Source organism: Shewanella sp. CAL98-MNA-CIBAN-0140, from assembly GCF_040309905.1.
Taxonomy (GTDB): domain Bacteria; phylum Pseudomonadota; class Gammaproteobacteria; order Enterobacterales; family Shewanellaceae; genus Shewanella; species Shewanella psychromarinicola.
Genome location: NZ_JBEOPI010000018.1, coordinates 53,358 through 79,155, shown reverse-complemented (window position 1 = coordinate 79,155; position 25,798 = coordinate 53,358). Strand labels below are relative to the sequence as shown.

The 25,798-nt window shown below is 41.5% G+C and carries 21 protein-coding genes and 3 tRNA genes; 10 read left to right on the top strand and 14 right to left on the bottom strand.

All coding sequences use genetic code 11. The features are described 5' to 3' along the window. Positions 1–13: 13 nt before the first annotated feature. The 4 genes from betA to AAEY93_RS11180 all read left to right on the top strand — a co-directional run bounded on the left by betA (position 14) and on the right by AAEY93_RS11180 (position 4,503). Positions 14–1,696, top strand: a complete 1,683-nt coding sequence (betA, locus tag AAEY93_RS11195; protein ID WP_124011475.1) for a choline dehydrogenase — start codon at positions 14–16, stop codon at positions 1,694–1,696. A gap of 235 nt (positions 1,697–1,931) precedes the next feature. After that, positions 1,932–3,149, top strand: a complete 1,218-nt coding sequence (locus AAEY93_RS11190; protein ID WP_101031636.1) for a BCCT family transporter — start codon at positions 1,932–1,934, stop codon at positions 3,147–3,149. Between the two features lie 28 nt (positions 3,150–3,177). Further along, positions 3,178–3,885, top strand: coding sequence for a TorF family putative porin (locus AAEY93_RS11185; RefSeq protein WP_351076905.1), 708 nt, complete (start codon positions 3,178–3,180; stop codon positions 3,883–3,885). A gap of 132 nt (positions 3,886–4,017) precedes the next feature. Continuing rightward, entirely contained in the window at positions 4,018–4,503 is a 486-nt protein-coding gene (locus AAEY93_RS11180; protein ID WP_101031639.1) for a MarR family winged helix-turn-helix transcriptional regulator, read from the top strand. 367 nt (positions 4,504–4,870) lie between these two features. Here AAEY93_RS11180 and AAEY93_RS11175 read toward each other — a convergent pair. The 4 genes from AAEY93_RS11175 to AAEY93_RS11160 all read right to left on the bottom strand — a co-directional run bounded on the left by AAEY93_RS11175 (position 4,871) and on the right by AAEY93_RS11160 (position 6,991). Beyond that, positions 4,871–4,956: transfer RNA gene (locus AAEY93_RS11175), tRNA-Leu, on the bottom strand. Positions 4,957–5,005: 49 nt separating this feature from the next. Continuing rightward, a tRNA-Cys gene (locus tag AAEY93_RS11170) sits at positions 5,006–5,079 on the bottom strand. 41 nt (positions 5,080–5,120) lie between these two features. Continuing rightward, a tRNA-Gly gene (locus tag AAEY93_RS11165) sits at positions 5,121–5,196 on the bottom strand. A gap of 358 nt (positions 5,197–5,554) precedes the next feature. Beyond that, on the bottom strand, positions 5,555–6,991 hold the full coding sequence (locus tag AAEY93_RS11160) for a glyceraldehyde-3-phosphate dehydrogenase (RefSeq protein ID WP_101031643.1): 1,437 nt from the start codon (positions 6,989–6,991) through the stop codon (positions 5,555–5,557). A gap of 200 nt (positions 6,992–7,191) precedes the next feature. Between AAEY93_RS11160 and AAEY93_RS11155 the strand changes: the two genes are divergently transcribed. Then, on the top strand, positions 7,192–8,022 hold the full coding sequence (locus AAEY93_RS11155) for a DUF2989 domain-containing protein (protein WP_351076901.1): 831 nt from the start codon (positions 7,192–7,194) through the stop codon (positions 8,020–8,022). 230 nt (positions 8,023–8,252) lie between these two features. Then, complete coding sequence (gene gap / locus AAEY93_RS11150) at positions 8,253–9,263, top strand: type I glyceraldehyde-3-phosphate dehydrogenase (protein ID WP_101031647.1); 1,011 nt, start codon at positions 8,253–8,255, stop codon at positions 9,261–9,263. A 52-nt stretch (positions 9,264–9,315) separates the two neighbouring features. Here the strand turns inward: gap and AAEY93_RS11145 are convergent, their stop codons facing one another. The 6 genes from AAEY93_RS11145 to astE form a co-directional block, all read right to left on the bottom strand. Then, positions 9,316–9,447, bottom strand: a complete 132-nt coding sequence (locus tag AAEY93_RS11145) for a hypothetical protein (protein WP_351076897.1) — start codon at positions 9,445–9,447, stop codon at positions 9,316–9,318. 302 nt (positions 9,448–9,749) lie between these two features. Then, complete coding sequence (gene nadA / locus AAEY93_RS11140) at positions 9,750–10,817, bottom strand: quinolinate synthase NadA (RefSeq protein WP_351076894.1); 1,068 nt, start codon at positions 10,815–10,817, stop codon at positions 9,750–9,752. Positions 10,818–10,929: 112 nt separating this feature from the next. Beyond that, complete coding sequence (locus AAEY93_RS11135) at positions 10,930–12,591, bottom strand: dihydrolipoyllysine-residue acetyltransferase (RefSeq protein WP_351076891.1); 1,662 nt, start codon at positions 12,589–12,591, stop codon at positions 10,930–10,932. Positions 12,592–12,600: 9 nt separating this feature from the next. Further along, entirely contained in the window at positions 12,601–13,578 is a 978-nt protein-coding gene (locus AAEY93_RS11130; RefSeq protein WP_124011478.1) for an alpha-ketoacid dehydrogenase subunit beta, read from the bottom strand. Between the two features lie 3 nt (positions 13,579–13,581). Beyond that, the gene (locus AAEY93_RS11125) at positions 13,582–14,760 is read right to left on the bottom strand and encodes a thiamine pyrophosphate-dependent dehydrogenase E1 component subunit alpha (protein ID WP_101031655.1); all 1,179 of its coding nucleotides are present in this window, start codon (positions 14,758–14,760) and stop codon (positions 13,582–13,584) included. 156 nt (positions 14,761–14,916) lie between these two features. Further along, complete coding sequence (gene astE / locus AAEY93_RS11120) at positions 14,917–15,948, bottom strand: succinylglutamate desuccinylase (protein WP_351076925.1); 1,032 nt, start codon at positions 15,946–15,948, stop codon at positions 14,917–14,919. Between the two features lie 227 nt (positions 15,949–16,175). Between astE and msrA the strand changes: the two genes are divergently transcribed. After that, the gene (gene msrA / locus AAEY93_RS11115) at positions 16,176–16,655 is read left to right on the top strand and encodes a peptide-methionine (S)-S-oxide reductase MsrA (RefSeq protein ID WP_351076886.1); all 480 of its coding nucleotides are present in this window, start codon (positions 16,176–16,178) and stop codon (positions 16,653–16,655) included. A 214-nt stretch (positions 16,656–16,869) separates the two neighbouring features. On the opposite strand, the gene AAEY93_RS11110 is transcribed toward msrA, so the two are convergent. The 3 genes from AAEY93_RS11110 to AAEY93_RS11100 all read right to left on the bottom strand — a co-directional run bounded on the left by AAEY93_RS11110 (position 16,870) and on the right by AAEY93_RS11100 (position 18,771). Next, positions 16,870–17,229 (bottom strand): hypothetical protein, encoded by a 360-nt coding sequence (locus tag AAEY93_RS11110; protein ID WP_351076883.1) that lies wholly within the window; start codon positions 17,227–17,229, stop codon positions 16,870–16,872. A gap of 142 nt (positions 17,230–17,371) precedes the next feature. Continuing rightward, complete coding sequence (locus AAEY93_RS11105) at positions 17,372–17,731, bottom strand: hypothetical protein (RefSeq protein WP_351076880.1); 360 nt, start codon at positions 17,729–17,731, stop codon at positions 17,372–17,374. A gap of 11 nt (positions 17,732–17,742) precedes the next feature. Further along, a complete protein-coding gene (locus AAEY93_RS11100) occupies positions 17,743–18,771 on the bottom strand; it encodes a hypothetical protein (protein WP_351076877.1) in 1,029 nt (342 codons plus the stop codon). 554 nt (positions 18,772–19,325) lie between these two features. On the opposite strand from AAEY93_RS11100, the gene trxB reads away from it, so the two are divergent. Beyond that, a complete protein-coding gene (gene trxB, locus AAEY93_RS11095; RefSeq protein WP_101031659.1) occupies positions 19,326–20,279 on the top strand; it encodes a thioredoxin-disulfide reductase in 954 nt (317 codons plus the stop codon). A gap of 247 nt (positions 20,280–20,526) precedes the next feature. Here trxB and AAEY93_RS11090 read toward each other — a convergent pair whose 3' ends face one another. Continuing rightward, positions 20,527–21,087, bottom strand: coding sequence for a GNAT family N-acetyltransferase (locus tag AAEY93_RS11090; protein ID WP_101031662.1), 561 nt, complete (start codon positions 21,085–21,087; stop codon positions 20,527–20,529). Positions 21,088–21,244: 157 nt separating this feature from the next. Between AAEY93_RS11090 and AAEY93_RS11085 the strand changes: the two genes are divergently transcribed. Both AAEY93_RS11085 and AAEY93_RS11080 read left to right on the top strand, forming a co-directional pair. Next, complete coding sequence (locus AAEY93_RS11085) at positions 21,245–22,432, top strand: efflux RND transporter periplasmic adaptor subunit (RefSeq protein WP_351076873.1); 1,188 nt, start codon at positions 21,245–21,247, stop codon at positions 22,430–22,432. Between the two features lie 5 nt (positions 22,433–22,437). Continuing rightward, complete coding sequence (locus tag AAEY93_RS11080; protein WP_124011481.1) at positions 22,438–25,614, top strand: efflux RND transporter permease subunit; 3,177 nt, start codon at positions 22,438–22,440, stop codon at positions 25,612–25,614. Positions 25,615–25,798: the final 184 nt, after the last annotated feature.

Sequence of the window (25,798 nt, the reverse complement as noted above, 5' to 3'; positions counted from 1 at the left end):
AGTGACTAAACTAATGACTCATCAATATGATTATATTATTGTCGGCGCCGGTAGCGCAGGTTGTGTATTGGCTAACCGCTTAACTGAGAACCCAGACAATAAAGTATTAATTCTTGAAACCGGTGGTAGTGACAAGAGCATTTTTATTCAAATGCCAACGGCGCTATCTATCCCAATGAATACTAAAAAGTATGCCTGGCAGTTTGAAACCGAAGCCGAACCGTATTTAGATAATCGTCGCATGCATTGCCCTCGCGGCAAAGTATTAGGCGGTTCATCATCGATTAATGGCATGGTTTACGTGCGTGGTCATGCTCGCGATTTTGACGAGTGGCAACAAAAAGGTGCAAAAGACTGGGATTATGCTCATTGCCTACCTTACTTTAAAAAAGCCGAAACATGGTCTTTTGGTGGTAATGAATATCGTGGTGATAAAGGCCCATTAGCGGTTAATAACGGCAATGAAATGAAAAACCCTTTATATCAAGCTTTTGTTGATGCAGGTGTCGATGCCGGCTATTTAGCAACCGATGATTACAATGCCAGTCAGCAAGAAGGTTTTGGTCCAATGCACATGACGGTTAAAAACGGCGTGCGTTGGTCTACGGCAAATGCCTACCTTCGCCCTGCAATGAAACGCCCTAATTTAACCGTGGTAACTCATGCTTTAGTGCACAAGGTTATCATGCAAGGTAAAACAGCTATCGGCGTTCGTTACGAGTGTAAAGGTCAGTTGATTGATATTAACTGCAATAAAGAAGTGGTGTTATCGGCCGGTTCAATTGGGTCGCCACATATTTTGCAGTTATCGGGTATTGGCGACGCCAGCACATTAGCTAGCGCAGGCATTGAGCAAGTACATCAATTACCCGGTGTTGGCCAGAATCTGCAGGATCACTTAGAGTTTTACTTTCAATTTAAGTGCTTAAAACCCATTTCGCTTAATGGCAAAATTGATCCATTAAACAAACTGTTTATTGGTGCTCGTTGGATTTTAGATAAGTCAGGTTTAGGCGCAACTAACCATTTTGAATCTTGTGGCTTTATCCGTTCAAAAGCTGGCTTAGAGTGGCCAGATTTACAGTATCACTTCTTACCTGCTGCAATGCGCTATGACGGTAAAGAAGCTTTTGCGGGCCATGGTTTCCAAGTTCACATTGGTCACAATAAACCCAAAAGCCGTGGGACTGTCACTGTGGCATCAAATGATCCCAAGGTTGCTCCACAAATTCAGTTCAATTATTTATCACACCAAGATGATATTGAAGCTTTTAGAGCTTGTGTTCGCTTAACCCGTGAAATCATCAATCAACCAGGTTTAGATGAGTATCGTGGTGAAGAAATCCAACCAAGCTTAGCGGTGCAAACCGATGAAGAAATTGATCGTTTTGTTAGAAGCTCAGTAGAAAGCGCATATCACCCTTCTTGCACATGCAAAATGGGCGAAGATGATATGGCTGTTGTCGATTCAGAAACTAAAGTTCACGGTATTAATGGTTTACGAGTGGTTGACTCGTCAATTTTTCCGACCATTCCTAATGGTAATTTGAACTCGCCGACCATCATGGTCGCCGAGCGCGCTGCCGATATTATTTTAGGTAACGAGCCGCTCGCGCCAAGTTTGTCAAACGTGACCATTGCCAAACAGTGGCAAACATCACAACGATTACAAGCCCCCAAACGTCAAGTTGATTAACACCAATTAGTCGATGTGTATTCATTAATACACATCGACAGCGGGTTGATGGCCAACCTACATTTTTGTAAATGGCCTATTTAGCTGAGTTCAATCTATCAGGGTTTAACTATCGTCAACACGATACTTAAGGCTTGAGGGTTTTTGCCTTTAAAAATTGTTCTATGGCATAAGAAAACATACAACAAGGAGCCAACATTATGTTCGCACACACCCTTTATTCAGGAGTCAAATAATGACTACCTGGTTATCAATAGGTATTTTATTTACGTTTATCGCTATCGCATTTGTGATTTATCGTTGGGGTAACATGCAGTGCGTTGGCGTCACACCAGTGCGTAAGTTTACTTTTATTGCCATTTTGTTCACATCTGGACTTGATGTGGGTTTAATCATGTTTCCGTTAACTGAATTTGCCGGATATGCAGATTTAGCCGCCAGTCCTGAATATGGATTTAGTAATCCGTTAGCGATTGAGTTTGGTTTTTGGGCCTGCTTAATTTGGGCATTTTATTTTCTAACGTGCTTCTACTTCTGTGTTATTGAACCAAGAGTAAAGTATTTTGAAATTCCATTAATTAAATTTATTAATAACATTGTCATTATTGGCACTTGTGCCTTTACCGCTTACTTATTATTAACCAACTTACCCTGGTATTTGCCGCAATTAGGGGATGGTGAAACGATTGTTGGCAGCTTCTACTTAATAGTATTGATGGTCATTGCCGCCGCAGTGTATTCAAGCACCAGTATTCGCTATGTTCGTTATCTCAGTTTAGGCAGTACATGGTTGTTCCTAGGTTTGATTGCCATTATGTGGTGTGGTGCATTTTTATCAGACGACTCAAGTGTGGGTGAGTTCTTTACCACATTTGCATTACTCGGTGACTACTTCGGTAATATCCATAACTTTGTGCTACCGATAAACGATTACCATGAATTTTACCTGTTCTGGTGGTTTGCGTGGAGCATTATGATTGGTCAATTTACCGCACGTTTTGTTGGTGGAATGAAAACTTATCAAGTGTTAATCGCTATGATGGTGTTCCCTTCAATTCCAATTGCCATTTGGTTCACGGTACTTTACTACTACAGCGCAAACGGCATTGACACGTCAGGTTTCTATAATCTTGCGATGGTGATTGTTGGCGTAACGTTTGTGATTAACTCACTCGATTCACTGGTACGTTTATACACTGACAACTTAAACCTAACGGTTGAACGTTTTGGTAAAATACCTTATATCGTCGGTAATGTTGTCGTACTGAGTGGTTTAACCTTGCTATTTAAATTGGATTTCCTACAAATTCAGTTGGTCGGCGCACTGGCTATTGGCTTGATATTAAGTTGTTTCGTATACATATTAAAATCACACTACCGTAATGTGGGAGATATTGAACGCTCTCCAAAAGAAAATAAAATCGATTTCACTAAAATCGAATTAGCAGACTAAACAAATAATAATAATCCAAGGAATAATGATGAATACGACAATAAAAAAGTTAGCTCTATTAAGCTTATTTGCTATACCAACTACTGTTATGGCTGGTGAGTTAAGTACCACGGTTAATGCAACGTCTGACTATACCTTTAATGGTGTTAGCCAAACGGATAATGACCCTGCATTACAAGCTAGCTTAGATTATGCTGCCAATGACGGTTGGTACGTTGGTGCATGGGCATCAAACGTCGACTTTGGCAGTGCTGATGACACTTGGTTAGAACTTGATTTTTATGCAGGTAAGTATGTTGAGTTAACTGACCGAGTCTCTGTTGATGCAGGTATCGCATATTACACTTACCATGGTGATAATGCCTCTGATGAGTATTACTACCCTGAGATATACACCAAATTTGGTTACGGCTCATCGCTTGGTCATACTGAATTGAACTTTTGGTATTCATGGGATTACTTTGGTGTTGATGCTGACCATTACATCATGATGGTCGCACATACCTTTACCATTGCAGAAGGTCATGACATTCGTGTAAGCGTTGACCGCTCTACGTCGCAAGACGAAGACAAGTGGGCATGGGATGGTGACAAGTCTTACAACCATTACCGTGCAGAATACATGACTAGCTGGGAAGGTTTTGACTTCAATGTTGCTGCTGAAGATACCAGCATGAACAATGATGTAAGCGATTCTCGTGTAGTATTATCTGTATCACGAACTTTCACGCTATAAACTGTTATAATCAATAATAGCAAAACAGAATAATGTCTTTGACATTATTCTGTTTTTTAATATTGAGCATGAGTAATAAGCAAAATTCTTCTCTCGTGCGGGGTCAATTATGAAGAGGAGAATAAGGGGATTATGGAAAAATACGAGCAGCTGTTAATTTCATTACGCCGGGTGATCAGAGCCATTGACATACACTCGCGCCAATTAAATAAACTATCCGGTCTAACTGGACCGCAATTAATGGTAATACAAAAAGTTGATCAGCTTGAGGCACCACTGGCTAAAAAAATTGCCCAAGAGATTAATTTAAGTGCAGCCACAGTGACGACCATTATTGACCGACTCGAAAAGCGTGGATTTGTAATTAGAACGCGCAGTGAAACTGACAAGCGTAAAGTTCACTTATCATTAAGTGAAGCAGGTAAAACACTGTTAAACAGTGCACCTAAACCATTGCAAGAACATTTTATTATGCGCTATCAGAATCTTGAAGAATGGGAACAAAGCCAATTATTGTCTGCAGTCGAACGTATTGCGACAATGATGGATGCCAATGATATTGATGCGGCGCCTGTATTGTACGTCGGCCAAATTCAAGTAGAAGATCAACCTCAATAAGTTCCCCCTTTCTTATCTATAGCGCGAGAACCATCTTGCGTTATAGGTATTGCAGCTGGCTAGCGTTTAATCTTAATATTTACCCCTTCGGTTGTCATGTGTTGTCATCTTTTTAAAAGCCATACTGTTTCAACGTCTGCAGTGCAAATCATAGTAAATATCAGCCTAACACCACTCTCTATTACTCGAGATGATAATGGTACCCGAGGCCGGACTATTCTTGATAACAAAGAGTGGCACGCCTGATGTTTAACAAGAGTGCAGATGGATTATCATCTATATTCTTTACAACTAAATTTCAGACGTAAAAAAGCCCCAACTAATGTTGAGGCTTTTTTACACCACTCTCTATTGCTAGAGATTATAATGGTACCCGAGGCCGGACTTGAACCGGCACGCTTATTCAGCGAGGGATTTTAAATCCCTTGTGTCTACCGATTCCACCACTCGGGCAAAGTGTTGTTTTAACCGTTACTAAAAGTAACCATTAAATGCAATATTGTGGAGGCGCAACCCGGAGTCGAACCGAGATAGGCGGATTTGCAATCCGCAGCATAGCCATTCTGCCATCGCGCCATGCTTTAACCAATTTCATCTCTATCGGATGAGAAAGAAATTGGAGCGACATATCGGGTTCGAACCGATGACCTATACCTTGGCAAGGTATCGCTCTACCAACTGAGCTAATGTCGCATATCTAACGCTTTAACGCTTCATTAATACTGCAGAAAAACCTGTATCAACTGAATTAATGTCGCATTTGTAACTCTTTAACGCTTAACAGCTAGAGAACGTTTCCCCTGACTGCGGAATGGCATTCTACCGTTTTAGCCCTGATAGTCAATCAATAAAAACAGATTTATTGCCACAAAATGACTGTTTGGTGCATAAAACAGCAGTATGATTAAATATATTACAAGGCGCATAAAAAAGCATCTCCAAAGAGATGCTTTATCATTAACCTTACGGGTAAGTACTCAATAAACAGACATATTCAGTATAAAGACTTTACTGATCGTCCCCATCACCTAAGGTTGATATTTATAACGTATTAATTTTTTGGTAACGACAATGTGGTTAAACCAAGCATTTTTTGCATAACACCAACAACTTGGCAGCTATAGCCAAACTCGTTGTCATACCAAACGTATAAAATAGCGCGCTTACCTTCAGCAATCGTCGCTTGAGAGTCAACCACACCCGCATAACGTGAACCAACTAAATCGCTAGATACAATTTCAGTTGACTCAGTAAAATCAATTTGATTCTGAAGTCCAGACTGTAATGCCACATCTTTTAAGTATTCATTCAGCTCATCACGATTAGTTTCAGATTGTAGATTAACACTGATGATAGCCATAGATACGTTAGGTGTTGGTACACGGATCGCGTTACCGGTTAACTTACCTGCTAATACAGGCAATGCTTTGGCAACGGCTTTAGCTGCACCCGTTTCAGTAATAACCATATTCAATGGTGCGCTGCGACCACGACGGTCAGCACTGTGGTAGTTATCGATCAGGTTTTGATCGTTAGTATAAGAATGAATGGTTTCTACGTGGCCATTCTCAATACCGTATTTATCATTGACCGCTTTTAACACTGGAGTAATGGCGTTAGTGGTACAGCTTGCCGCCGATACAATGGTGTCTTCATCGAGAATATCATTTTCATTAACACCGAATACGATATTTTTAATCGCACCTTTAGCGGGTGCCGTTAACAATACTTTGGTCGCACCAGGGCTTTTAAGGTGTAAACCTAAACCAGCTTCATCTTTCCAAATACCGGTGTTATCCACGACTAAAGCATCGTTAATGCCATACTGAGTGTAATCAACTTGGTCTGGAGAATTAGCGTAAATGATCTGAATGTAAGTACCGTTGGCAATGAGCGCGTTGTTTTCTTCATCCACTTCAACAGACCCATTAAACGGTCCATGTACTGAATCACGACGTAATAGACTGGCACGTTTTTCTAAATCGCTCTTTTTCCCACCCCGTAAAACAATGGCACGCAGACGCAATTTATTGCTCTTACCTGTACGTTCAATTAACAACCGAGCTAATAAACGGCCGATACGACCAAAACCGTAAAGAACAACATCACGAGGAGGGGTATCATCACCATGATTAACCGCTTCTGACAATTCGTGAGCCATATAAGCTTCAATACCGCTCGCATCCTTGTTATCACGCCAGTAATTAATGGCTAATTTACCGATATCCACTCTGCAATGCTTAATGGCTAATTTGCTTAGTGCTACAACAAATGGGAAACTTTCACGAAGACGTAACTTTTCACCGACATGACGACGCACTAAACGGTGTGACTTAATGATTTCGATGGTTGATGCGTTTAGTAATGGTTTACCATATACCATTACTTCAATGCCTTGATTACGATACAATTTGCCAAGCAACGGTTGCATTGCTTCTGCCATTTCGAAACGTTCTTGCCAGCTTTGTAAATGTTTATCTGCACTCATGTAGGGATCCTTTATCTCACTTTTCTATTATTTTCAGAAAGGTTTGAGTAACAATAAGAAAAGACCAATAATTTAGTATATTGTATGGGGACTGCCCCTGTTGGTCGGCGACATTGTAATAAAATACACGCTATTTCGCTAGTAACAAATTTTCGGTAAACGTGTAATTTTATTAGACAATTCAGCTCTTGGAGACGCTTTTGAACCATAATTTTGTATTAATTACATCATTTACAGTTATTGGGGCGTTTTTTGGTCTTTTTGGCTGTGATAATGGCCGTAATAGCGAACTAATTTGTAAAAATAATCCTGAACTTTGTAGCGATTTACACAAAGATAGTTGGTGTCGCTTTGAAAAAGCCGACTTGATCCGTCATCGATACGCGTTAAAACAAACTTCATCGCCCACTGGTAAGCAACTCTATCAACAGCTTGTCCATCTAGAAGATTATAGTAAATGCATCGAATTGGCCGCTGGAGTGCAACATAAACTTAATACCTACCGTACTCGTGATCGCGAGCAAGCATTTGCGGTAAGCACCCAAACACTCGCTGAACTGCAAGAATTTACCCGCACTAATAATGATGTGCATTTAGCTTTTTATCGTTGGATGCGTTTCAACGACCAAGCCGGATTCACCATTGTAGAAGACACCTATAAGCAAGGTAACCTCGTCGACAATGAAATTATTACTCAACTAGCCGCCTATTATGTGCGGGTCTCCCCTCACGACGCTAAATCACTTTATTTGCATTTGTTATCCACATCAGAGCCAGCCAATGTCGATCCTGATTGGTTTTTAGCATTAGCCTCAATTTACCGCCAACAACAGGATAGTGAAAAAGAGTATATGCTAACCAGAGCCAATTTGTTAATGAGCGAAAACCTTGCCGATGAGGAACAAGTATTAGCCATCATTAATAGTGATCATAAGCGCGCATTAGTTTTAGACCGCCAAGCAGTTGAATTAGTATCAACGGTAATGAGCAATAAATTTGCCAATAGTCACAGTGAAACATTATTGAAATAAACGACGATTTTACTGTTTATGTCAGCTTTTGCAGCAATAATTATTTATGTAAACTTACAAAAATGTGGTTAATTTATCTTCGATACGGGCTAAATGTAAAAATAATACGACAATTATGCCCTTTATTCGGCATATTTGGGTGATTTAACTTGATTATTATAGCCAGTTTGGTAATTTTACAACTAGGCGATCCACATGCCACCAAATTATTTTAACTTGAGGGATATGAGATGACTATCCGTGTAGCAATTAACGGCTATGGCCGTATCGGTAGAAATGTTTTACGTGCACTGTACGAAAGCGACAAAGATTACCCAATCGAAATCGTAGCATTGAATGATTTAGGTGATGCGTCAATTAATGCCCACTTAACTAAGTATGATACTGTTCATGGTCGTTTCAACGCTAAAGTTGATCATGACGATGAAGCTATCTACGTCAATGGTGACAAAATCTTAACTTTCCAAGAACGTGACCCATCAAAGTTACCTTGGGCTGAGTTAAAAATTGATGTTGTTTTTGAATGTACTGGTATCTTTACTTCTAAAGAATCTGTGCAACCACACCTTACTGCAGGCGCAAAGAAAGTTATTATTTCTGCTCCAGGTAAGAATGTAGATGCAACCATCGTTTATGGTGTGAATAACGACATATTAACCTCAGACATGACAGTGATTTCAGGTGCATCATGTACTACTAACTGTTTAGCGCCTATGGCTAAGCCGTTAAATGATGAAATTGGTATTGAGTCAGGTCTAATGACCACAATCCATTCATACACTAACGATCAACGTTTATCTGACGTGTACCACACAGATTTACGCCGTGCTCGCGCTGCGGCAATGTCGATGATCCCAACTAAAACCGGTGCAGCTGCTGCAGTAGGTTTAGTGGTTCCTGAGCTTCAAGGCAAATTTGACGGATTAGCGGTACGTGTACCAACGATTAATGTGTCTTTAGTTGACTTAACCTTCTTAGCGTCTCGCGACACCACTATTGAAGAAGTTAACGCCATCATCACTCGTGCTTCACTGCAGTCTCCTATGTCTGAAGTGTTAGCGATTAATGAAGAACCATTAGTGTCTATCGACTTTAACCATAATCCTTTCTCTTCTAATTTCGACGCAACACAAACACGTGTTAACGGTCGTTTAGTGAAAGTGATGTCATGGTACGACAACGAGTGGGGTTTCAGTAACCGCATGTTAGACAACGCTGTTGCACTAATGAACGCTAAGTAATCTACCTTGTAGAGTCGCTTGTTGGATTTGGTTTAGCTTAAGAGCCTCGCATTTATTGCGGGGCTTTTTGTTGGCTGTTGGGTAAACCGTGTACCCTTTGTGTGTGTGCTGGTGCTGGTGCTGGTGCTGGCAGGATTTTAGCTTCAACGTTACTGAAGTAGGTAACAAAAATGAATGTATCCATTAATGTCTAAAATGCCATCGCGATTATGTGGTGATGAAATTATAATCGTTACAACAAATTGCCACATAATTGAATCATGGTTATTCGAAGCACAAAATCGAGTCAAAAATTTGTTAGCTCTTGGTAATTATTATTAATTTAAAAAACAATACCTCTGACTATAACCTCAGCTGAACAATATTTTAATATCAGATATTTGTTGTTACTAAGCATTGGTATTATTTTAGATAACTCGATTCTGCTAAATAAAAAGCCGACTTGATGTCGGCTTTCGTTTTTGATCATCACACAAAGCCTTTGGCTTATGCGTTGCCCTTCACTGTCATGTTCAATTCTGTGGCAAAATCGAGCATGCGAGTGAGTGGGATGAGTGCTTTGATGCGCAGTTCATCGTTAACAAAGATTTCATGATCGGTTTTGTCGGTATCAACCAATGATGCTTCTATAGCGGGTAGACCGTTCATGGCCATCCACGGGCAATGGGCGCAGCTATTGCAAGTTGCCCCGTTGCCGCCGGTTGGGGCTTCGAGTAAGGTTTTACCTGGAGCCGCTTGCTGCATTTTATAAAAAATACCGCGATCGGTGGCGACAATAAAGGTGTCGTTTCCCATGGTTTGCGCGGCTTTAATGAGCTGACTGGTAGAGCCAACCACATCAGCAAGTTCAACCACACTGGCGGGTGATTCTGGGTGGACTAAAATTGCCGCAGTAGGATACAGCTTTTTAAGCTGGCGTAACGCTTTGGCTTGAAACTCATCATGCACAATACAATCGCCCTGCCATAACAGCATATCAGCGCCAGTTTGCTTATTGATGTAAGCGCCTAAGTGACGGTCTGGTGCCCAGATGATTTTTTTATCTTGGCTGTCTAAGTGCTCAACAATTTCAAGTGCAATACTTGAGGTTACCACCCAATCTGCACGGGCTTTTACTGCGGCAGAGGTGTTGGCGTATACCACCACGGTATGATCAGGGTGCGCATCGCAAAACTCACTAAAGAGTTCTATCGGACAACCTAAATCTAATGAACAGGTTGCTTCTAACGTTGGCATTAAAATGGTTTTTTCTGGGCTTAAAATTTTTGCGGTTTCGCCCATAAACTTCACCCCTGCGACAATTAATGTCTTTGCTGGGTGATCACGACCAAAGCGTGCCATTTCTAGAGAATCAGATACGCAGCCGCCGGTTTCTTCTGCTAAGGCTTGAATTTCAGGGTCGGTATAGTAATGGGCCACTAACACCGCATCTTTTTCAATCAGTAACTGCTTAATGTGTGCTTTATATTGTGCTTTTTCAGCGTCAGACAACACGGCAGGTTTAGGTGGAAACGGATACTCAATAGTTTCAATTTTAGGTGCCGACAAACTCATACAGGTTCCAAACGATTGACATTGTCCGGATATTATACGAAATCGTGGTTAAAAACAAAAGGACGCGTTAGCGTCCTTTTAGATAAGGTAGTGTATTAAACACTTAACAGTATTAGTGCATGGCTAAAAGCATTTCTTGCGGTTGTTCTAGGTAGTGTTTCCATAGATTACAGAAACGGGCAATGGTGCCGCCATCAATGACGCGGTGATCGCCTGACCAACTCACTTGCATGATCTTACGGGCTTCAACTTCGCCTTTGGCGTTAAAGCGCGGTAATAGTTGCAATTTACCCAATGCCACAATCGCGACTTCAGGTTTGTTGATAATGGGTGTTGCCACCGTGCCACCTAATACACCAATGTTAGAAATCGAGATAGTGCCGTCTTTTAGATCTGCTGGTGATACTCGTCCGCTGCGCGCGGCTGTGGTTAAGCGAGTAATATCAGCGGCAATTTCTAAAATCGATTTACTTTGCACATCTTTAATATTGGGCACCAACAAACCGACTTTGGAGTCAACGGCCATACCAATGTTATGACGTGACTTGTAGGTGAGTTCAGTGCAATCGGCATTCACTTGGCTATTTAATATCGGAAATTGGGTAATCGCTAACGACATGGCCTTCATAAAGAAGGGCATCATGGTGAGCTTCACTTCATCGGTTGAATAACGTTGCTTCATGCTTTCACGCAAGGCAACCAGTTCGGTTAAATCAAACTCTTCACAGTAAGTAAAATGCGGGATAGTCGATACCGACTCTACCATCATCTTCGCCATGATAGCCTTCACGCCTTTGATGGGCTCGACTCTATCGCTTGCTCCAGCATAGCTAACAGTAGGGCTATTATTTATTTGACCAGCTTGATTTTCTAATTGACCACCGACTTGACCACTTACTTGATTAGCAGAAGATGACACCGGCGTTGTGCTTACAGCAGCTTGGGTGGAACTTGCTCCCTGCTGATGACGTTCAATGTCTTCTTTATAAACACGGCCATTTTTGCCAGTACCCACAACCATAGCAATATTAATGTCTCGCGAGCGGGCCATGCGGCGTACCGCCGGACTGGCTAACGCTTTACCTTGTGCAACAGGTTCAAGATTACCTTGTGGCGCAGCAACTTGAGCTTGTTCAGCAACCTCTACCGTCGCGGACTGAGTATGACTATCCGCTGCCACTTCAATGGCAAATAAAGGCGAGTGAACTTTAGCGAGCTGTCCTTTGCGATAATGCAGTTTGACAATTTTACCGGCTTTCATTGCAGGTATTTGCACTAAGGCTTTATCGGTCATCACATCAGCAATAGGCTGATCTTCAACCACCATATCGCCTTCTTTTACTAACCAATCAACCAATTCACATTCAACAATACCTTCGCCAATGTCTGGCAATAAGAATTCTTCAATGTTTGATTGGCTGCTTGAGGTGGTAACAACAGCATTACTGTCGTTAACGCTTGTGTCATTAATGGCCGTGTCGCTAACCGCTGTGACTTCAGCAACCGGCGCGTCAGTGACACTATCGCTCTCTTCACCTTCCATTTCTACTGCGTACAATGGTTGATGCACAATGGCTATTTCACCTTTAGCGTAGTACAGCTTAGTAATTTTTCCGCCATGGGGCGCTGGAATTTGCACTAACGCTTTATCAGTCATTACATCTGCAATCGGCTGATCTTCAGTGACCATATCACCTTCACTGACTAACCAATCAACTAATTCGCATTCCACCACACCTTCGCCGATGTCGGGTAAAATAAAATCTTTAATCATATCTTACTCCTAATAGGCCACTGTGGCTTTGATGGCTTCGAATGTCTTTAACTCATCTGGCATGTATTCTTTTTCATGCACTAATGGATAAGGCGTATCTAATCCGCACACACGGCTGATGGGTGATTCAAGTGATAAGAAGCATTCTTGCTGAATAGTTGCGGCAATTTCACCGGCAAAACCTCCGGTTAATGGCGCTTCATGGTTAATCAGCAAACGACCCGTTTTGGTCACTGATTTTACAATAGTTTCAACGTCCCATGGCGCTATGGTGCGTAAGTCGATAATTTCACATGAAATACCTTCTTTCTCGGCACGTTCGCAGGCCTTTTCAACGATGTCCATCTGTGCCCCCCAAGCCAAAACAGTAATATCACTGCCCTGTTTAACCACTTGTGCTTTACCTAACTCAATGACGTAGTCGCCAGCTGGCACTTCGCCAACAGAGGCTCGATACAAACGTTTAGGTTCAAAAAAAATCACTGGGTTTGGATCGCGAATAGAGGCCAATAACAAACCTTTAGCTTGTTCAGGATTACGCGGAATGACCACCTTTAAACCTGGCGTTTGCGTAAAATACGCTTCAGGTGATTGGGAGTGGTAATGACCACCTGCGATACCACCACCATAAGGTGTGCGGAAAGTTAACCCACCTACATCGAATTGATTGCCGCTGCGGTATCTGAATTTTGCTGATTCATTAACGATTTGATCGAATGCAGGAAAGATATAATCAGCAAACTGAATTTCAGCAACCGCGGTCATACCATAAGAGGCTAAGCCATTAGCAAAACCCGCAATACCTTGTTCAGTCAACGGCGTGTTAAAACAACGGTCGCGCCCAAATAGTTCTTGCAGGCCCGAAGTGGCACGAAATACCCCACCGAAGTGACCAACGTCTTCACCAAAAATTACCATGCGCTCGTCGGCAGTCATGGCTATTGATAGCGCCTCATTAATGGCGTGTAACATATTCATTTGAGCCACGGTTTAGAGTCTCCCTGCACTTTTTGGATAGGCTTTTGGATACTTATTGATATGCTCTTTCAACTCTTTCAGCTGCTTTCTCAATGCTGGAGTGGGTTTATCAAGCACGTCTTCGATGATCTCGTCTAATTTCGGAACAGGTAACTTTTCAGCCACTTTAACCGCTGCGAGGACTTCTTCGCGATAACGTTCGAACAATTTGGCTTCATCGGCTTCGGTGAGCCAATCTTTATTGATCATCCATAATTTAAAGCGTTTAACTGGATCGTGTTGTTGCCATTTGGCCTCTTCATCTTTTGAACGATAACCCGATGGATCGTCAGATGAAGAATGCGCACCCAAGCGATACGTCATCGCTTCAATTAATACTGGTGCATTGTGCTCAAGTGCATAGGCACGAGCTTGTTGAGTTGCCGCTAACACCGCAAGCATGTCATTACCGTCAACACGAATGGTGTGCATACCGTAACCGACTCCACGACTGGCAATACCATTGCCGGAGTATTGTTCTTCCGTTGGTGTTGAAATGGCATAACCATTATTGCGGCAGAAGAAAATCGTCGGCGATTTCAGCACTGCAGCCATGTTTAAACCAGCATGGAAGTCACCTTCTGACGCGGCGCCTTCACCAAAATAACAAATGGCCACGTTACGTTTACCTTGTAACTTCATACCGTAAGCCACACCTGTGGCTTGTGGGATTTGGGTTGCCAATGGTGACGAAATCGTTTGGTAATTCAGTTCACGGCTGCCGTAATGAATCGGCATTTGACGACCTTTACCTAAATCTTTTTCGTTACTGAACATTTGGTTCATAAATTGTTCAGTCGTAAAACCGCGATACCGCAATGATGCGTGTTCACGATATTGAGCCAAAATGACGTCATCTTTATCTAACGCGGCGGTACTGCCTATAATTGAGGCTTCTTCACCGGTACAGGTCATGTAAAAACTAATACGCCCTTGACGCTGTGCACCCAACATACGCTCGTCTAATACGCGTGTAAAAATACACGTATCAAAGATTTTATCAGCCAGAGCCTTGTCGATTACCGGTAAAACCGCGTTTTCATACGTGGTGCCATCGGCTTGCAAAATACGCAAAATGGGGATGTGCAATGACGCTTTGTCTAAGAAGCTGACACGGTGCACTGTTTCATTGGTCAGTGGTGCGTTGCTCATATTATGCTCTTGTTATTGTTGAACCATGTTCAATATAAACACGGCTCTATTTATACTATGCAAGTAGACATTACGTTAACGTAAACTACCTATCAATACTTACTTTAACGGTAAATGCATTTTACTCACGATTAACATGTATATATTGCTTTACGGCTATACGATTGACTCATTCGGTGCAGGCACTAAACATAACACTGTACGCTGCCCTATCGGCACATTCGCATTAGGAAACACAATCGCTTCTTGAGGGTGTTCTACTTTAATCTCTACACCACCTTCGGTTGCTAGCACTTCGCCCTGACTAAAGGCACTGAAGTTTTCGGCATCACCGGCAAAGCTAAAGGCAAAGTCTTCAACATGCTTATTGATCGAGCGAGACACCTTATATAAGTTGACCTTGGAAGAGTCGAACTCAACAGGCGCTAACGCAGTTTCGGTGATCAGCTTTTCAAGCATAGTATGAGTTTGAGTAAAACGACTCATGTCATTTTGCCCAAATGGCATCACCTTACCTAATTCAACCGTGAAGGCATCTGCTTGAAATTGCTGTGACGAATAATAACTAAACGTCGTTGTGGGTTCATGATGAAACAACATGGTATCGACACCACATGCCGCTAAAAACATGATTTGCTCCGCGCTAAAGGCTCGCCCTGGGCGGTATGGATAAATAGCAAATTTTTCATGCTTTGACGCACGGATGGCGGTATGTAAATCGTAATGTATGCGTTGATGGTCGCTATTGGCGTTAAAAAAGTCGGCGACATGTTGCTCTAATGCTTTGGCGCGGTGACGTTCTGGATGAGTTAAACCCTCACCTTTTGAGTGCGCACCACTGAACAGACGGTTCATGTTTTCGTCAATAAAACGGGTTTGATTAATGATGGCCGCAGGATTACCTATTAAGAATAAACACCGCTGTTTAGCGATGATTTTCTCACTCAACAAATCATGAATAAGTTGATTACACATTTCAATTGGCGCGGTTTCATTACCGTGGATAGCACTGGATAGTACAATGTCTTTGGTCGAATTTTGGCTCGGGGTAAACACAATGACACCCGTGTCGAGTACATCAACATGAGTATGTGTACCTAACATAAAATCAAAACAGCCATCTATTTTGTCGGGATTGGCTAAAGTGTAAGCTAAAAAATCTTGGTCTTTCAGTAGATTAGATAACACAAACAACTCCTTGTATGCTTTATTATGCGGCATGATTAAGTTAGCCATTGTGCACCACTTAACATTAATTGCCTGTTTTTATCGGCGGATTCTAACATAGGCAAACATTATTTTATTGGTGGCATATGTTAGATTTATTTATTAATAAAAGTTTGCTTGCAAAACATCTCAATATTCAACACAATTATAGCCATCTAGACTTCTGTAAATTATTTTAAGGGTATGTCATGGCGTTAGCAACATTTGGTGCAGGTTGTTTTTGGGGTGTTGAATATTTTTTCCGTGACATTAACGGCGTCAGTAACGCAACTTGTGGCTACATGGGTGGCCAAGACAGTGCGACAACATATAAAGAAGTCAAAACCGGTTCAACCGGTCATGCTGAAGTGGTACAAGTTGAATTTGACCCGCAAGTAGTCAGTTTTGACGATTTATTGGACGTGTTTTGGCAGAACCATAATCCAACCATGTTAAATATGCAGGGCGGCGACATTGGTACCCAATATCGAAGTACTATATTTTTCCACGATAAACAGCAAAAGGCCGAAGCTGAAACCTCTAAGCTGGCGTTAGCGCGCAGTGGTAAATGGGGACAGCGTCATATTGTGACCGAAATTGTACCGATACAAACATTCCACATAGCCGAGGAATACCATCAGAATTATTTAGAAAAAAATAATTTACCAACATGTCACTTGGTTTATTAATTGGATTTAGATAAATAGTACTTTTCTTATTGCGTGATCAATCAAAATCACTGAGATTTTTGAGTTTACGACACATTGTTGAAATAAGGGAGATGTCCTTATTTCAACAATGAAAAATAAACACCCTATTTGAGCAACGGCAGAGGATAGATTTTTTTGTTAGCTTTTACTTAATATTACTCATCGATGTTCAATCAATCACCCAGTAACACTATTAACTTTTATGGATATATAAATAGTAAATAAATATTCCAAGAGTAAAAATACTGACCGATGAAATAATGTAGAACCACGCAAGTTTTTTGTCTTTGCTTCGACTAAAGCGCTTTGTCGCTTCAATATTAACAAGAGAAGCATGACGTTTGAGGTTGGGCCAAGCGATAACCCCAGCGTAAGCAACCATTCGTGTACAAATACCTTTATCCCAAGCAGGGGGCTCTATCCCTTCTTTCAACATTTCTTGCTCAAGATGTTTAATAGTAATGCGGCCAAATAAAAAAGTTGTAATACACCATATACAAAGAGCAATAAAAAATAATATTTCCATCCAACTTTCAGTTGATAGTTCTAACATAAATCCCTCGCTATAGGCTATTTAACCAGTCACCTAAATTAAAGGCTTTATTATCTCCGAATATCACAATCCCATCACCGGCCTTAGTAACCACAAAACCAATTGTTATCGTCGTATCTAAATATTAACGCAACCAATTTTGCTAGCTATCAGGGCCGTATAGATAAGCAACAGTGAACATAAGAGTAAAAAACACAACACTAGAGATCTGTACAAATACAGCCAAATACCAGTCGACTTTTCGACTAAAGCGCTTGGTAGCTTCTATGTCAACAATAGAAGCATGCCTTTTAGCGTTAGGGCGCATGATAATACTCGCATAAGCTGGGTATCTCATACCTATGCCTTTATCCCATTCTGCCGGCAATATGTCTTCTTTTGCCATTTCGCGCTCAATATGCTTAACGGTAATTCGGCCAAACAAAAGTACAGCAATACTCCACATACAGAAGGTAATAAAAAAAAATATACCCATCCAGTCTTCAGTTGATAGTTCTGACATGAATACCTCCTTTACAGGCTATTAAGCCAATCTCCGATATTATAGGCTTTATTGGCAGCCCATTTCCCAGCAATATCTCCACCTTTAGCCGCTACAACTCCAACCGTTATGGCAGTACCGATAATAATGACCCATCCAACAGGCGTAGCTAGCATAGCAACACCTAGGCCAGCTGCTACGACTTGACCTCCCCCCCATAAACCAGCAGCTGTACCCATACCAAAACCGGCAGTTTCAACTGCTGCACGTTTTTGCCAATTAGCTCCAGCTAAATAATCAACATGCACATTGCCCGCACGAATCCCAGCATCAAGCACAATTAATCCTTTACCGAGAACATTAGCTCCCATTTCAAAAGCACGTAAATTTTGAAAATCGACTGTAGAGGTAAATTGAATTGGTTTTATGGACCTACCGCTTTTTGCTTTATTGATACCACGATCAGCATTACGGTAAACAGTACCTCTTTTGCTTTTGACCCGACCAATGTATTTATTGATTTCTGTTTGGAATTTTTGATTAAAGTCTTTCCCGAGTTCCCTTGCATTTTGTTCTAATATCATCATTTGGGCTTTAGGATATTTTGCTTGTGCGCCAATTCTTACTTTCTCTAATGCATCTTGAAGTTTATGAGCGGCTTTAGCAAAGCTACTTAATCTTGTATCTAAGGCAGTTGATGCTGCGCCTATGGCTCCTATGCTTTCATTGCGCACCATGGGTGCTAACTCAGCTTGATAAAAATCAGCGAGTGCTTGCAGGTTTTCGCCTCCAAACATATAATCCATCACAGCGATATTTCGTTTTGCTTGTTGTGGTAAAGATTGTATTTGATTAAGCGTGCAAACTAATTCAGGCCTTTCTTGGCGCCAATTAGTGCCATTAGTGTTGCCACTACGCATAATAAAAGGGGTGCCAGCAGAGACAAAAGCACCATTAATATGTGGGTTGTCTTGTTGAAACGTGGCAAAGACTTGTTCGTTATTTGGGTTAATTGGGAAGGTATTACTTTTGCTATAGCATAGCTCTATATTATTTGGCATCGTTTAGTCCTTTAAAAAAATCAATCCTATTGAAGCTGCTATGAATCATTTGAGCTTCAATCAATGAGCAATGAATATATTATCATTTAAAAAAAATGATGTATAATTGTTAAACAAATATTTGGCTTTAGCGATGAGCGATGACGTTTCATTGGAATAAATGTTATTTCTCTGATCCAAGGTATGCTTTCAGATCAGCAATTGTTTAATCGCCATTTTAAAAACGATTGTTTTTTGCACACCAGTTCTGATTTGCTCACAAAAAAAGTCTTTAGATATCACTTACTATCGTTCGTTACTACTCATTTGGTATATTTTACCGTTGTGGTTACCTCTACCTAAGCAAGTTATAACGATTAACTATTCTATTGAAAAAAGTCAACAGGCACTAGCTCGTTTGATTTATTTCAGGCTAGTTCGCTTGCCTAAAGCGAGTTATTGACATAATAGATAACCCCAATCGATTTCTTACACTCAACTTCACTTTACCCGCCGCAGTAAATTCCATACAATCCATGGCAATTGCTTAGGGCATGTTATCGGAGAACAAAATCATGAGTGAAGCTCGTCACGTTAACCTACTAATTTTAGGTTCTGGCCCTGCCGGCTATACTGCTGCAGTTTATGCTGCACGTGCTAATTTAAAACCTGTGATGATCACAGGCATGCAGCAAGGTGGGCAATTAACCACGACTACTGAAGTTGAAAACTGGCCAGGCGATGCAGAAGACTTAACCGGCCCAGCATTAATGGAACGCATGCAAAAACATGCAGAAAAGTTTGATACTGAAATTATTTTTGACCACATCAACGAAGTAACCTTAACCGAGCGCCCTTTTCGTTTAAAAGGCGATAATGGCGAATTTACTTGTGATGCATTAATTATTGCTACTGGTGCTTCAGCTAAATATTTAGGGCTTCCTTCTGAAGAAACCTTTATGGGTCGCGGTGTGTCAGCGTGTGCGACTTGTGATGGCTTCTTTTACCGTAACCAAAAAGTTGCAGTGATCGGTGGTGGTAACACCGCGGTTGAAGAAGCACTTTATCTAAGCAATATTGCTTCTGAAGTTCACTTGGTTCACCGCCGTGACAGTTTCCGTTCAGAAAAAATTCTGATCAACCGTTTAATGGACAAAGTGGCTAACGGTAATATCATTTTACATCTCGACCAAACACTTGAAGAAGTCACTGGTAACGAAATGGGTGTAACGGGTCTTAAAAAGAAAAGTACTAAAGACGGTTCAGTAACTGATTTAGACGTTGCGGGTGTATTCATCGCCATCGGTCACAGCCCAAATACGGGTATTTTTGCTGACCAATTAGAAATGAGTCATGGTTACTTACAAGTAAACAGTGGCTTACAAGGTAATGCGACTCAAACTAGCATTGAAGGCGTGTATGCTTGTGGCGACGTAATGGATCAACATTATCGTCAAGCTATCACATCAGCCGGTACCGGTTGTATGGCTGCATTAGATGCAGAGCGTTTCTTAGACGCGCAAAAGTAATCTACCTCGCTAACGCTACAAAAAAAGAGCAGCTTCGTCTGCTCTTTTTTATTGTCTGATAAATGGTTTACATCGCTTTATACCCATCAGGCCTCAAGATGCTTTATCCGGTACCCGCTCGGATGCCAAATAAAGATGCCACATTTGTTAATGGCCATTCCCTTGTCACTTGTTGCAACGCCGTTGGCGTTACTCTGTTAGGTTTATGCCATTAATCTAGATAAATTATAATAAATTAAATGCCTTTTTAAACTTCTTTTTGATAAAACACTGCTTCGGTATCACCTAATGGATCTCGATGAATACTTTTGTGTTGGAAGGTCATCCCGAGTTTTTTCATGATCGCGATAGACGCTAAGTTTTCTTCTATCGCCACGGCACTGACATGAGTGACCTCATCTACTGCACTCACCACGTCCATGACAGCTTGGGCCGCTTCTGTTGCGTAACCTTTACCCCAACTTATGTGCTTAAATCGCCACCCTAATTCAAGGTTATGCGGCTGTGCTTGGGTAAAAAAATGCATTGGTCTGACTAACACCCAGCCCAAATAGGCACCGCTTAAGCCATGATTGTCGTTGTCAGCACACGTTAATGCCTGTACCTTCCATAATCCCCAACCTTTGGCTGGATTTAAATATTGAGCCAATCTGGGGATCATCACCGTATCAATCTGATGTTGAGTGGTTTTGTGTCCTCCATTTAAAAAATGCATCACCCGTTCGTCTTGGTCTAGTTCAAATAATAATGCGCTGTCATCAAGGGTTATTAATGATAATTGTAATCTAGAGGTATTAGCGACCAACATGTTTTTTATCCTTGGGTTGACGCACAAATTGACACACAAGTTTACACAATGAAACAACAAACAATAAACATATCGATTAACATATACCATTGAAAAAACTATTAGCAGTATGCACAGCAATTTGCTGCAAAAAAATCGGATATTAAGAGGAAGGATTGTGGCGACTAAAAAACAAATCATATTACCAATCATAGTATTAGGAATTGGAATAGCCGGTTTAGTTGGCTTCTCTGCGTTAAAAAAGCCCCCAGAAGAAAAGCCCGCTGTTGATAACACTCCTTTAGTGTCGGTTGAAGCAATAGAGTATAACACGATGACCTTTTCGGTCAGTTCATATGGTGTTGTGGCCGCCAAATACGATACCGAACTCGTGTCGCAAGTAAGTGGTGAGATTATTTATTTAGCCGATGGATTCGTCAAAGGCGGATTTGTTAAAAAAGGCGATATTCTCGCCAAAATAGACCCTAGCGATTATGAAGCAGGCTTATTAGATGCTCAGGCCAATGTTGCCGCATCCAAAGCTAATATGGTTCAAGAGCGAGCCAATGGCGAAGTTGCTTTGCGAGAGTGGGCGGAAATTACCAGCAGCAAGCCAACGGCTCTCAGTTTGCGGAAACCGCAATTAGCCCAAGAGTTAGCAAAGCTAAAAAGTGCTGAAGCAGGCTTATTACGCGCACAACGTGATTTAGAACGTACCGTGATCCGCGCACCGTATGATGCACTCATTTCCAGTCGAGAAATCGGTTTAGGTGCATACATGACTACGGGCAGTAAAATTGGCCATGTTTACAATACAGATACAGCTGAGATCCGCTTACCACTAGCCGATAAAGATATGCAATATTTAGACAGCAAAGGCACCCATGCTGAAGTGCAATTAGTGGGCAATTTTGCCGGAAGTAAACAAGAGTGGACAGGAAAAATTGTCCGCAGTGAAGGCGTGGTAGACAGTAAAAGTCGTATGACCTATTTGGTTGCAGAAATTGACGATCCCTACGGGCTTAACACCAATAAGAATGAATTACGTTTTGGCACCTATGTCACCGCTCATATCGAAGGCAGTAATGCCGGTAATGTGACCATTATCCCCCGTCATTTGATAGTAAATGGCTTAGTTGCCGTCATGGATGCAGACAAAAAACTGCGTTATAAACCCGTCACAATTATCCGCCAAGAAGGTGCTAATGTGGTTATTTCTGAAGGGCTTGAATCAGGAATGCAAGTGATAACATCAGCGCTTGATTACCCATTAGAAGGCATGAAACTGGCACTGCCAGAAGATAAGATTCTGCAAAAAGAGTCTGTAGAAAAAGAGCAAACAGAACTTGCGATGGAAGGTAAATAATCATCATGGCAGATACTCATAAAGGAATCATCGCCTGGTTTGCTCGCAATAGTGTGGCCGCAAACTTACTGATGATCATTATCATACTCGGTGGTCTGTTGACCGCCAATACTATTCGAAAGCAGTTCTTCCCTGCCGTTGAAATTAACTGGATTCAATTTAGCGCTGTTTACCCCGGTACTGCGCCGCAAGAAGTGGAAGAAGGCATTACCATTAAAATTGAACAAGCATTAGAAAGTGTTCAAGGTTTAAAACGAGTTATTACCTATTCAAACCGTAATATGGCTCAGGGTTACTTTCAGGTTGAAGACTCATATGACCCATTAGTGGTACTTGATGAAGTCAAGTCTCAAATTGACTCTATATCTACTTTCCCTGGCGGCATGGAGCCCCCAAAAGTTGAGCGAATTAAATTCAGGCAAGAGGTAATGTACTTAAGCCTATATGGTGATTTAAATCAAAAGCAGCTGAAAGACTTGGGCGAGCGGATTAATGATGAAATCATGCAGCTGCCTGGGGTTAACATTAGCGAATACTATAGCGGCTTAAGTTATGAAATTGGTATTGAAGTTAGTAAAGACCGTTTGCGGGAGTTTGGCATAACCTTTAACGATGTTGCCGATGCGGTTCGCGGCTATTCACGCAATATGTCTGCGGGGCAAATTAAAGCTGAAAATGGTTACATTAATTTACGCGTTCAGAATCAAGCCTATGTGGGTTACGAGTTTGAACAACTGCCTTTACTGACCTTAGATGATGGTACTAAGATTTTATTGGGCGATATCGCCACCGTAAATGATGGCTTTGAAGAAGGCATCCAATACTCAAAATTTAATGGTAAAAATTCAGTTAGCTTTTTCATTGGCGCCGCTAAAAACCAGAGTATTACAGATGTTGCCAAAACCATTAATATTTTTGTCGATAAACAGCAAAATATATTGCCACAAGGCGTAAAACTTGAACCTTGGGTCGACATGACTTACTACTTAGACGGTCGTTTGCAATTAATGCTCGACAGCATGAAAACGGGTTCTATATTAGTGTTTATTATGTTGGCACTATTCTTACGAGTTCGATTAGCGTTTTGGGTGATGATGGGGCTACCAGTATGTTTCTTAGGCACCTTATTGTTTATGCCAATGGCATTTATTGATGTCACCATTAACGTTATCAGCTTGTTTGCCTTTATCTTAGTACTGGGGATCGTGGTCGACGATGCCATTGTTATGGGAGAAAGTGCCCACAGCGAATCAGAAGAACACGGCCAAAGTATTGAAAGTGTTATTCGTGGGGTTAAAAAAGTTGCCATGCCAGCGACCTTTGGGGTGCTAACAACAATAGCGGCCTTTTTACCCATAACCCTTGATGATGGTCCGTCATCAGCATTTGGGCAAGCCATTGGTTTTATTGTTATTTTATGTTTGTTATTTTCGCTAATAGAATCAAAATTAATTTTACCCGCGCATTTAGCCCACATGAAAAAACCTACCGTGGTTAAACCCGGTTCAAAAAATCCAGTAGATTGGCTGCGTAACGGCGTCAATTTTGTTCAAGGAAAAGTTGACCGCGGTTTGAGCCGATTTATTAGTTCTATTTATCGCCCTTCCCTTGAATTAGCCGTTGAATATCGTTATGCGGTCATTATGTTGTTCATTAGCTTGATCCTGATCGGTGTTGGACTCTATATGGGTGGTGTGGTGCGTTTTATTGGTCAGCCAAAAATCCCCCACGATTTCCCAAGGGTTACGGTTGAAATGAACGTCGATGCATCAGAACAGTCGACGCTTGCGGCCGCTCTGGCGATTGAGAAAACCTTATATGATGTCGATAAAAAGATAGAGCAACAGTACGGTCAGAAAATGATTTCTGACATGCAGGTCGATCTTAAAGGGCAAACAACCGCTGAAGTGATGACAAAATTAGTCGACCCTTCGGTGAGACCGATGGACACTTTCGCATTAGCTGAATTATGGCGACAAGCCATGCCATTAATTCCAGGTGTAAAATCCTTTAACATCCGCGACAGCCTAATGGGTGGTGGTCGTGAAGACGGCGATATTAGCTTCAGGCTTGAAAGTAAAGATGAAGCCCAATTAGTTGCCGCTTCACTCGCCCTTAAAGAGAAGCTTAAATCTCTTAAAGGCGTCAGCGATGTCAATGACAGCCGTCAGTCAAGTGCAAAGGAAGTGCAGTTCCAATTAAAACCGTTAGCCAACGCATTAGGCTTAACCTTAGCCAATATTGCCTCGCAAGTGGGTAACAGTTTTTATGGCTTAGAAGCACAGCGTATTATTCGAAATGGTGAAGAGATCAAAGTGATGCTTCGCTATCCAGAAGAACAACGCAATTCAATCGCACTGGTACAAGACGTGATGATTAACACCCCACAAGGTGCAGAGTTACCCTTATCTGAAGTGGCGGAAATTAAGGTAGTTCAAGGGGTTAATAGTATTCGCCGCGAAAACAGTAACCGTACGATTAACGTATGGGGCAATGTTGATGCAGAGCAAACTGAACCGTTTAAATTGGCTAAAGATATCCGTGATAACTTTATGCCAGAATTACTGACCAAGTATCCACGAGTACACAGTGAGGTTTCGGGCAGTATTCAAGAGCAATTAGACAGTGCTGACACCCAAATGCGTGACTTTATTTTATCGCTATTACTGATTTATAGCTTGTTGGCTATCCCACTGCGCTCATATATACAACCAATTATGATCATGTCAGTTATCCCTTTTGGGATCATAGGCTCCGTCATGGGACACATCATTTTAGGCATTGATTTAAGCGTCTTATCCATTTTTGGTATTATTGCGGCGGCAGGTGTGGTGGTGAATGATTCGTTAGTGATGGTAGATTATGTTAATAATTCCCGAAAAGCAGGCGTCGCCATGAAAGAAGCTGTGCTCAATGCGGGTTGCCGACGCTTTAGGGCAATAATGTTAACTTCATTGACGACATTTATTGGTTTAGTGCCGATTATGGCTGAGACCAGTATGCAAGCTCAAATGGTGATCCCAATGGCGGTATCATTAGCCTTTGGGGTACTGTTTGCAACAGTCGTAACCTTGTGCCTCATCCCTTGTCTGTACATTGCTATTGAAGACGGTAAAACAATGATCCGCAAGATCATCAATATTTACGTCCCGGTCCCTTCATCAGCAACAACAGCAACCTAGCAGTATTAGTTACTTGTAGCAAAAACCATGAAAAAGGGCCTTAACTGGCCCTTTTTTATTACCGCTTTCTATGGCCGTTGTCTATTATTCTATCTAAGACGAATTTTTAGCTTGAAGCTAAGCCCTGCACACTATTTCATGATGCTTTAATCGATTACTAGAGACAGACTGAGTAATTGGTTTT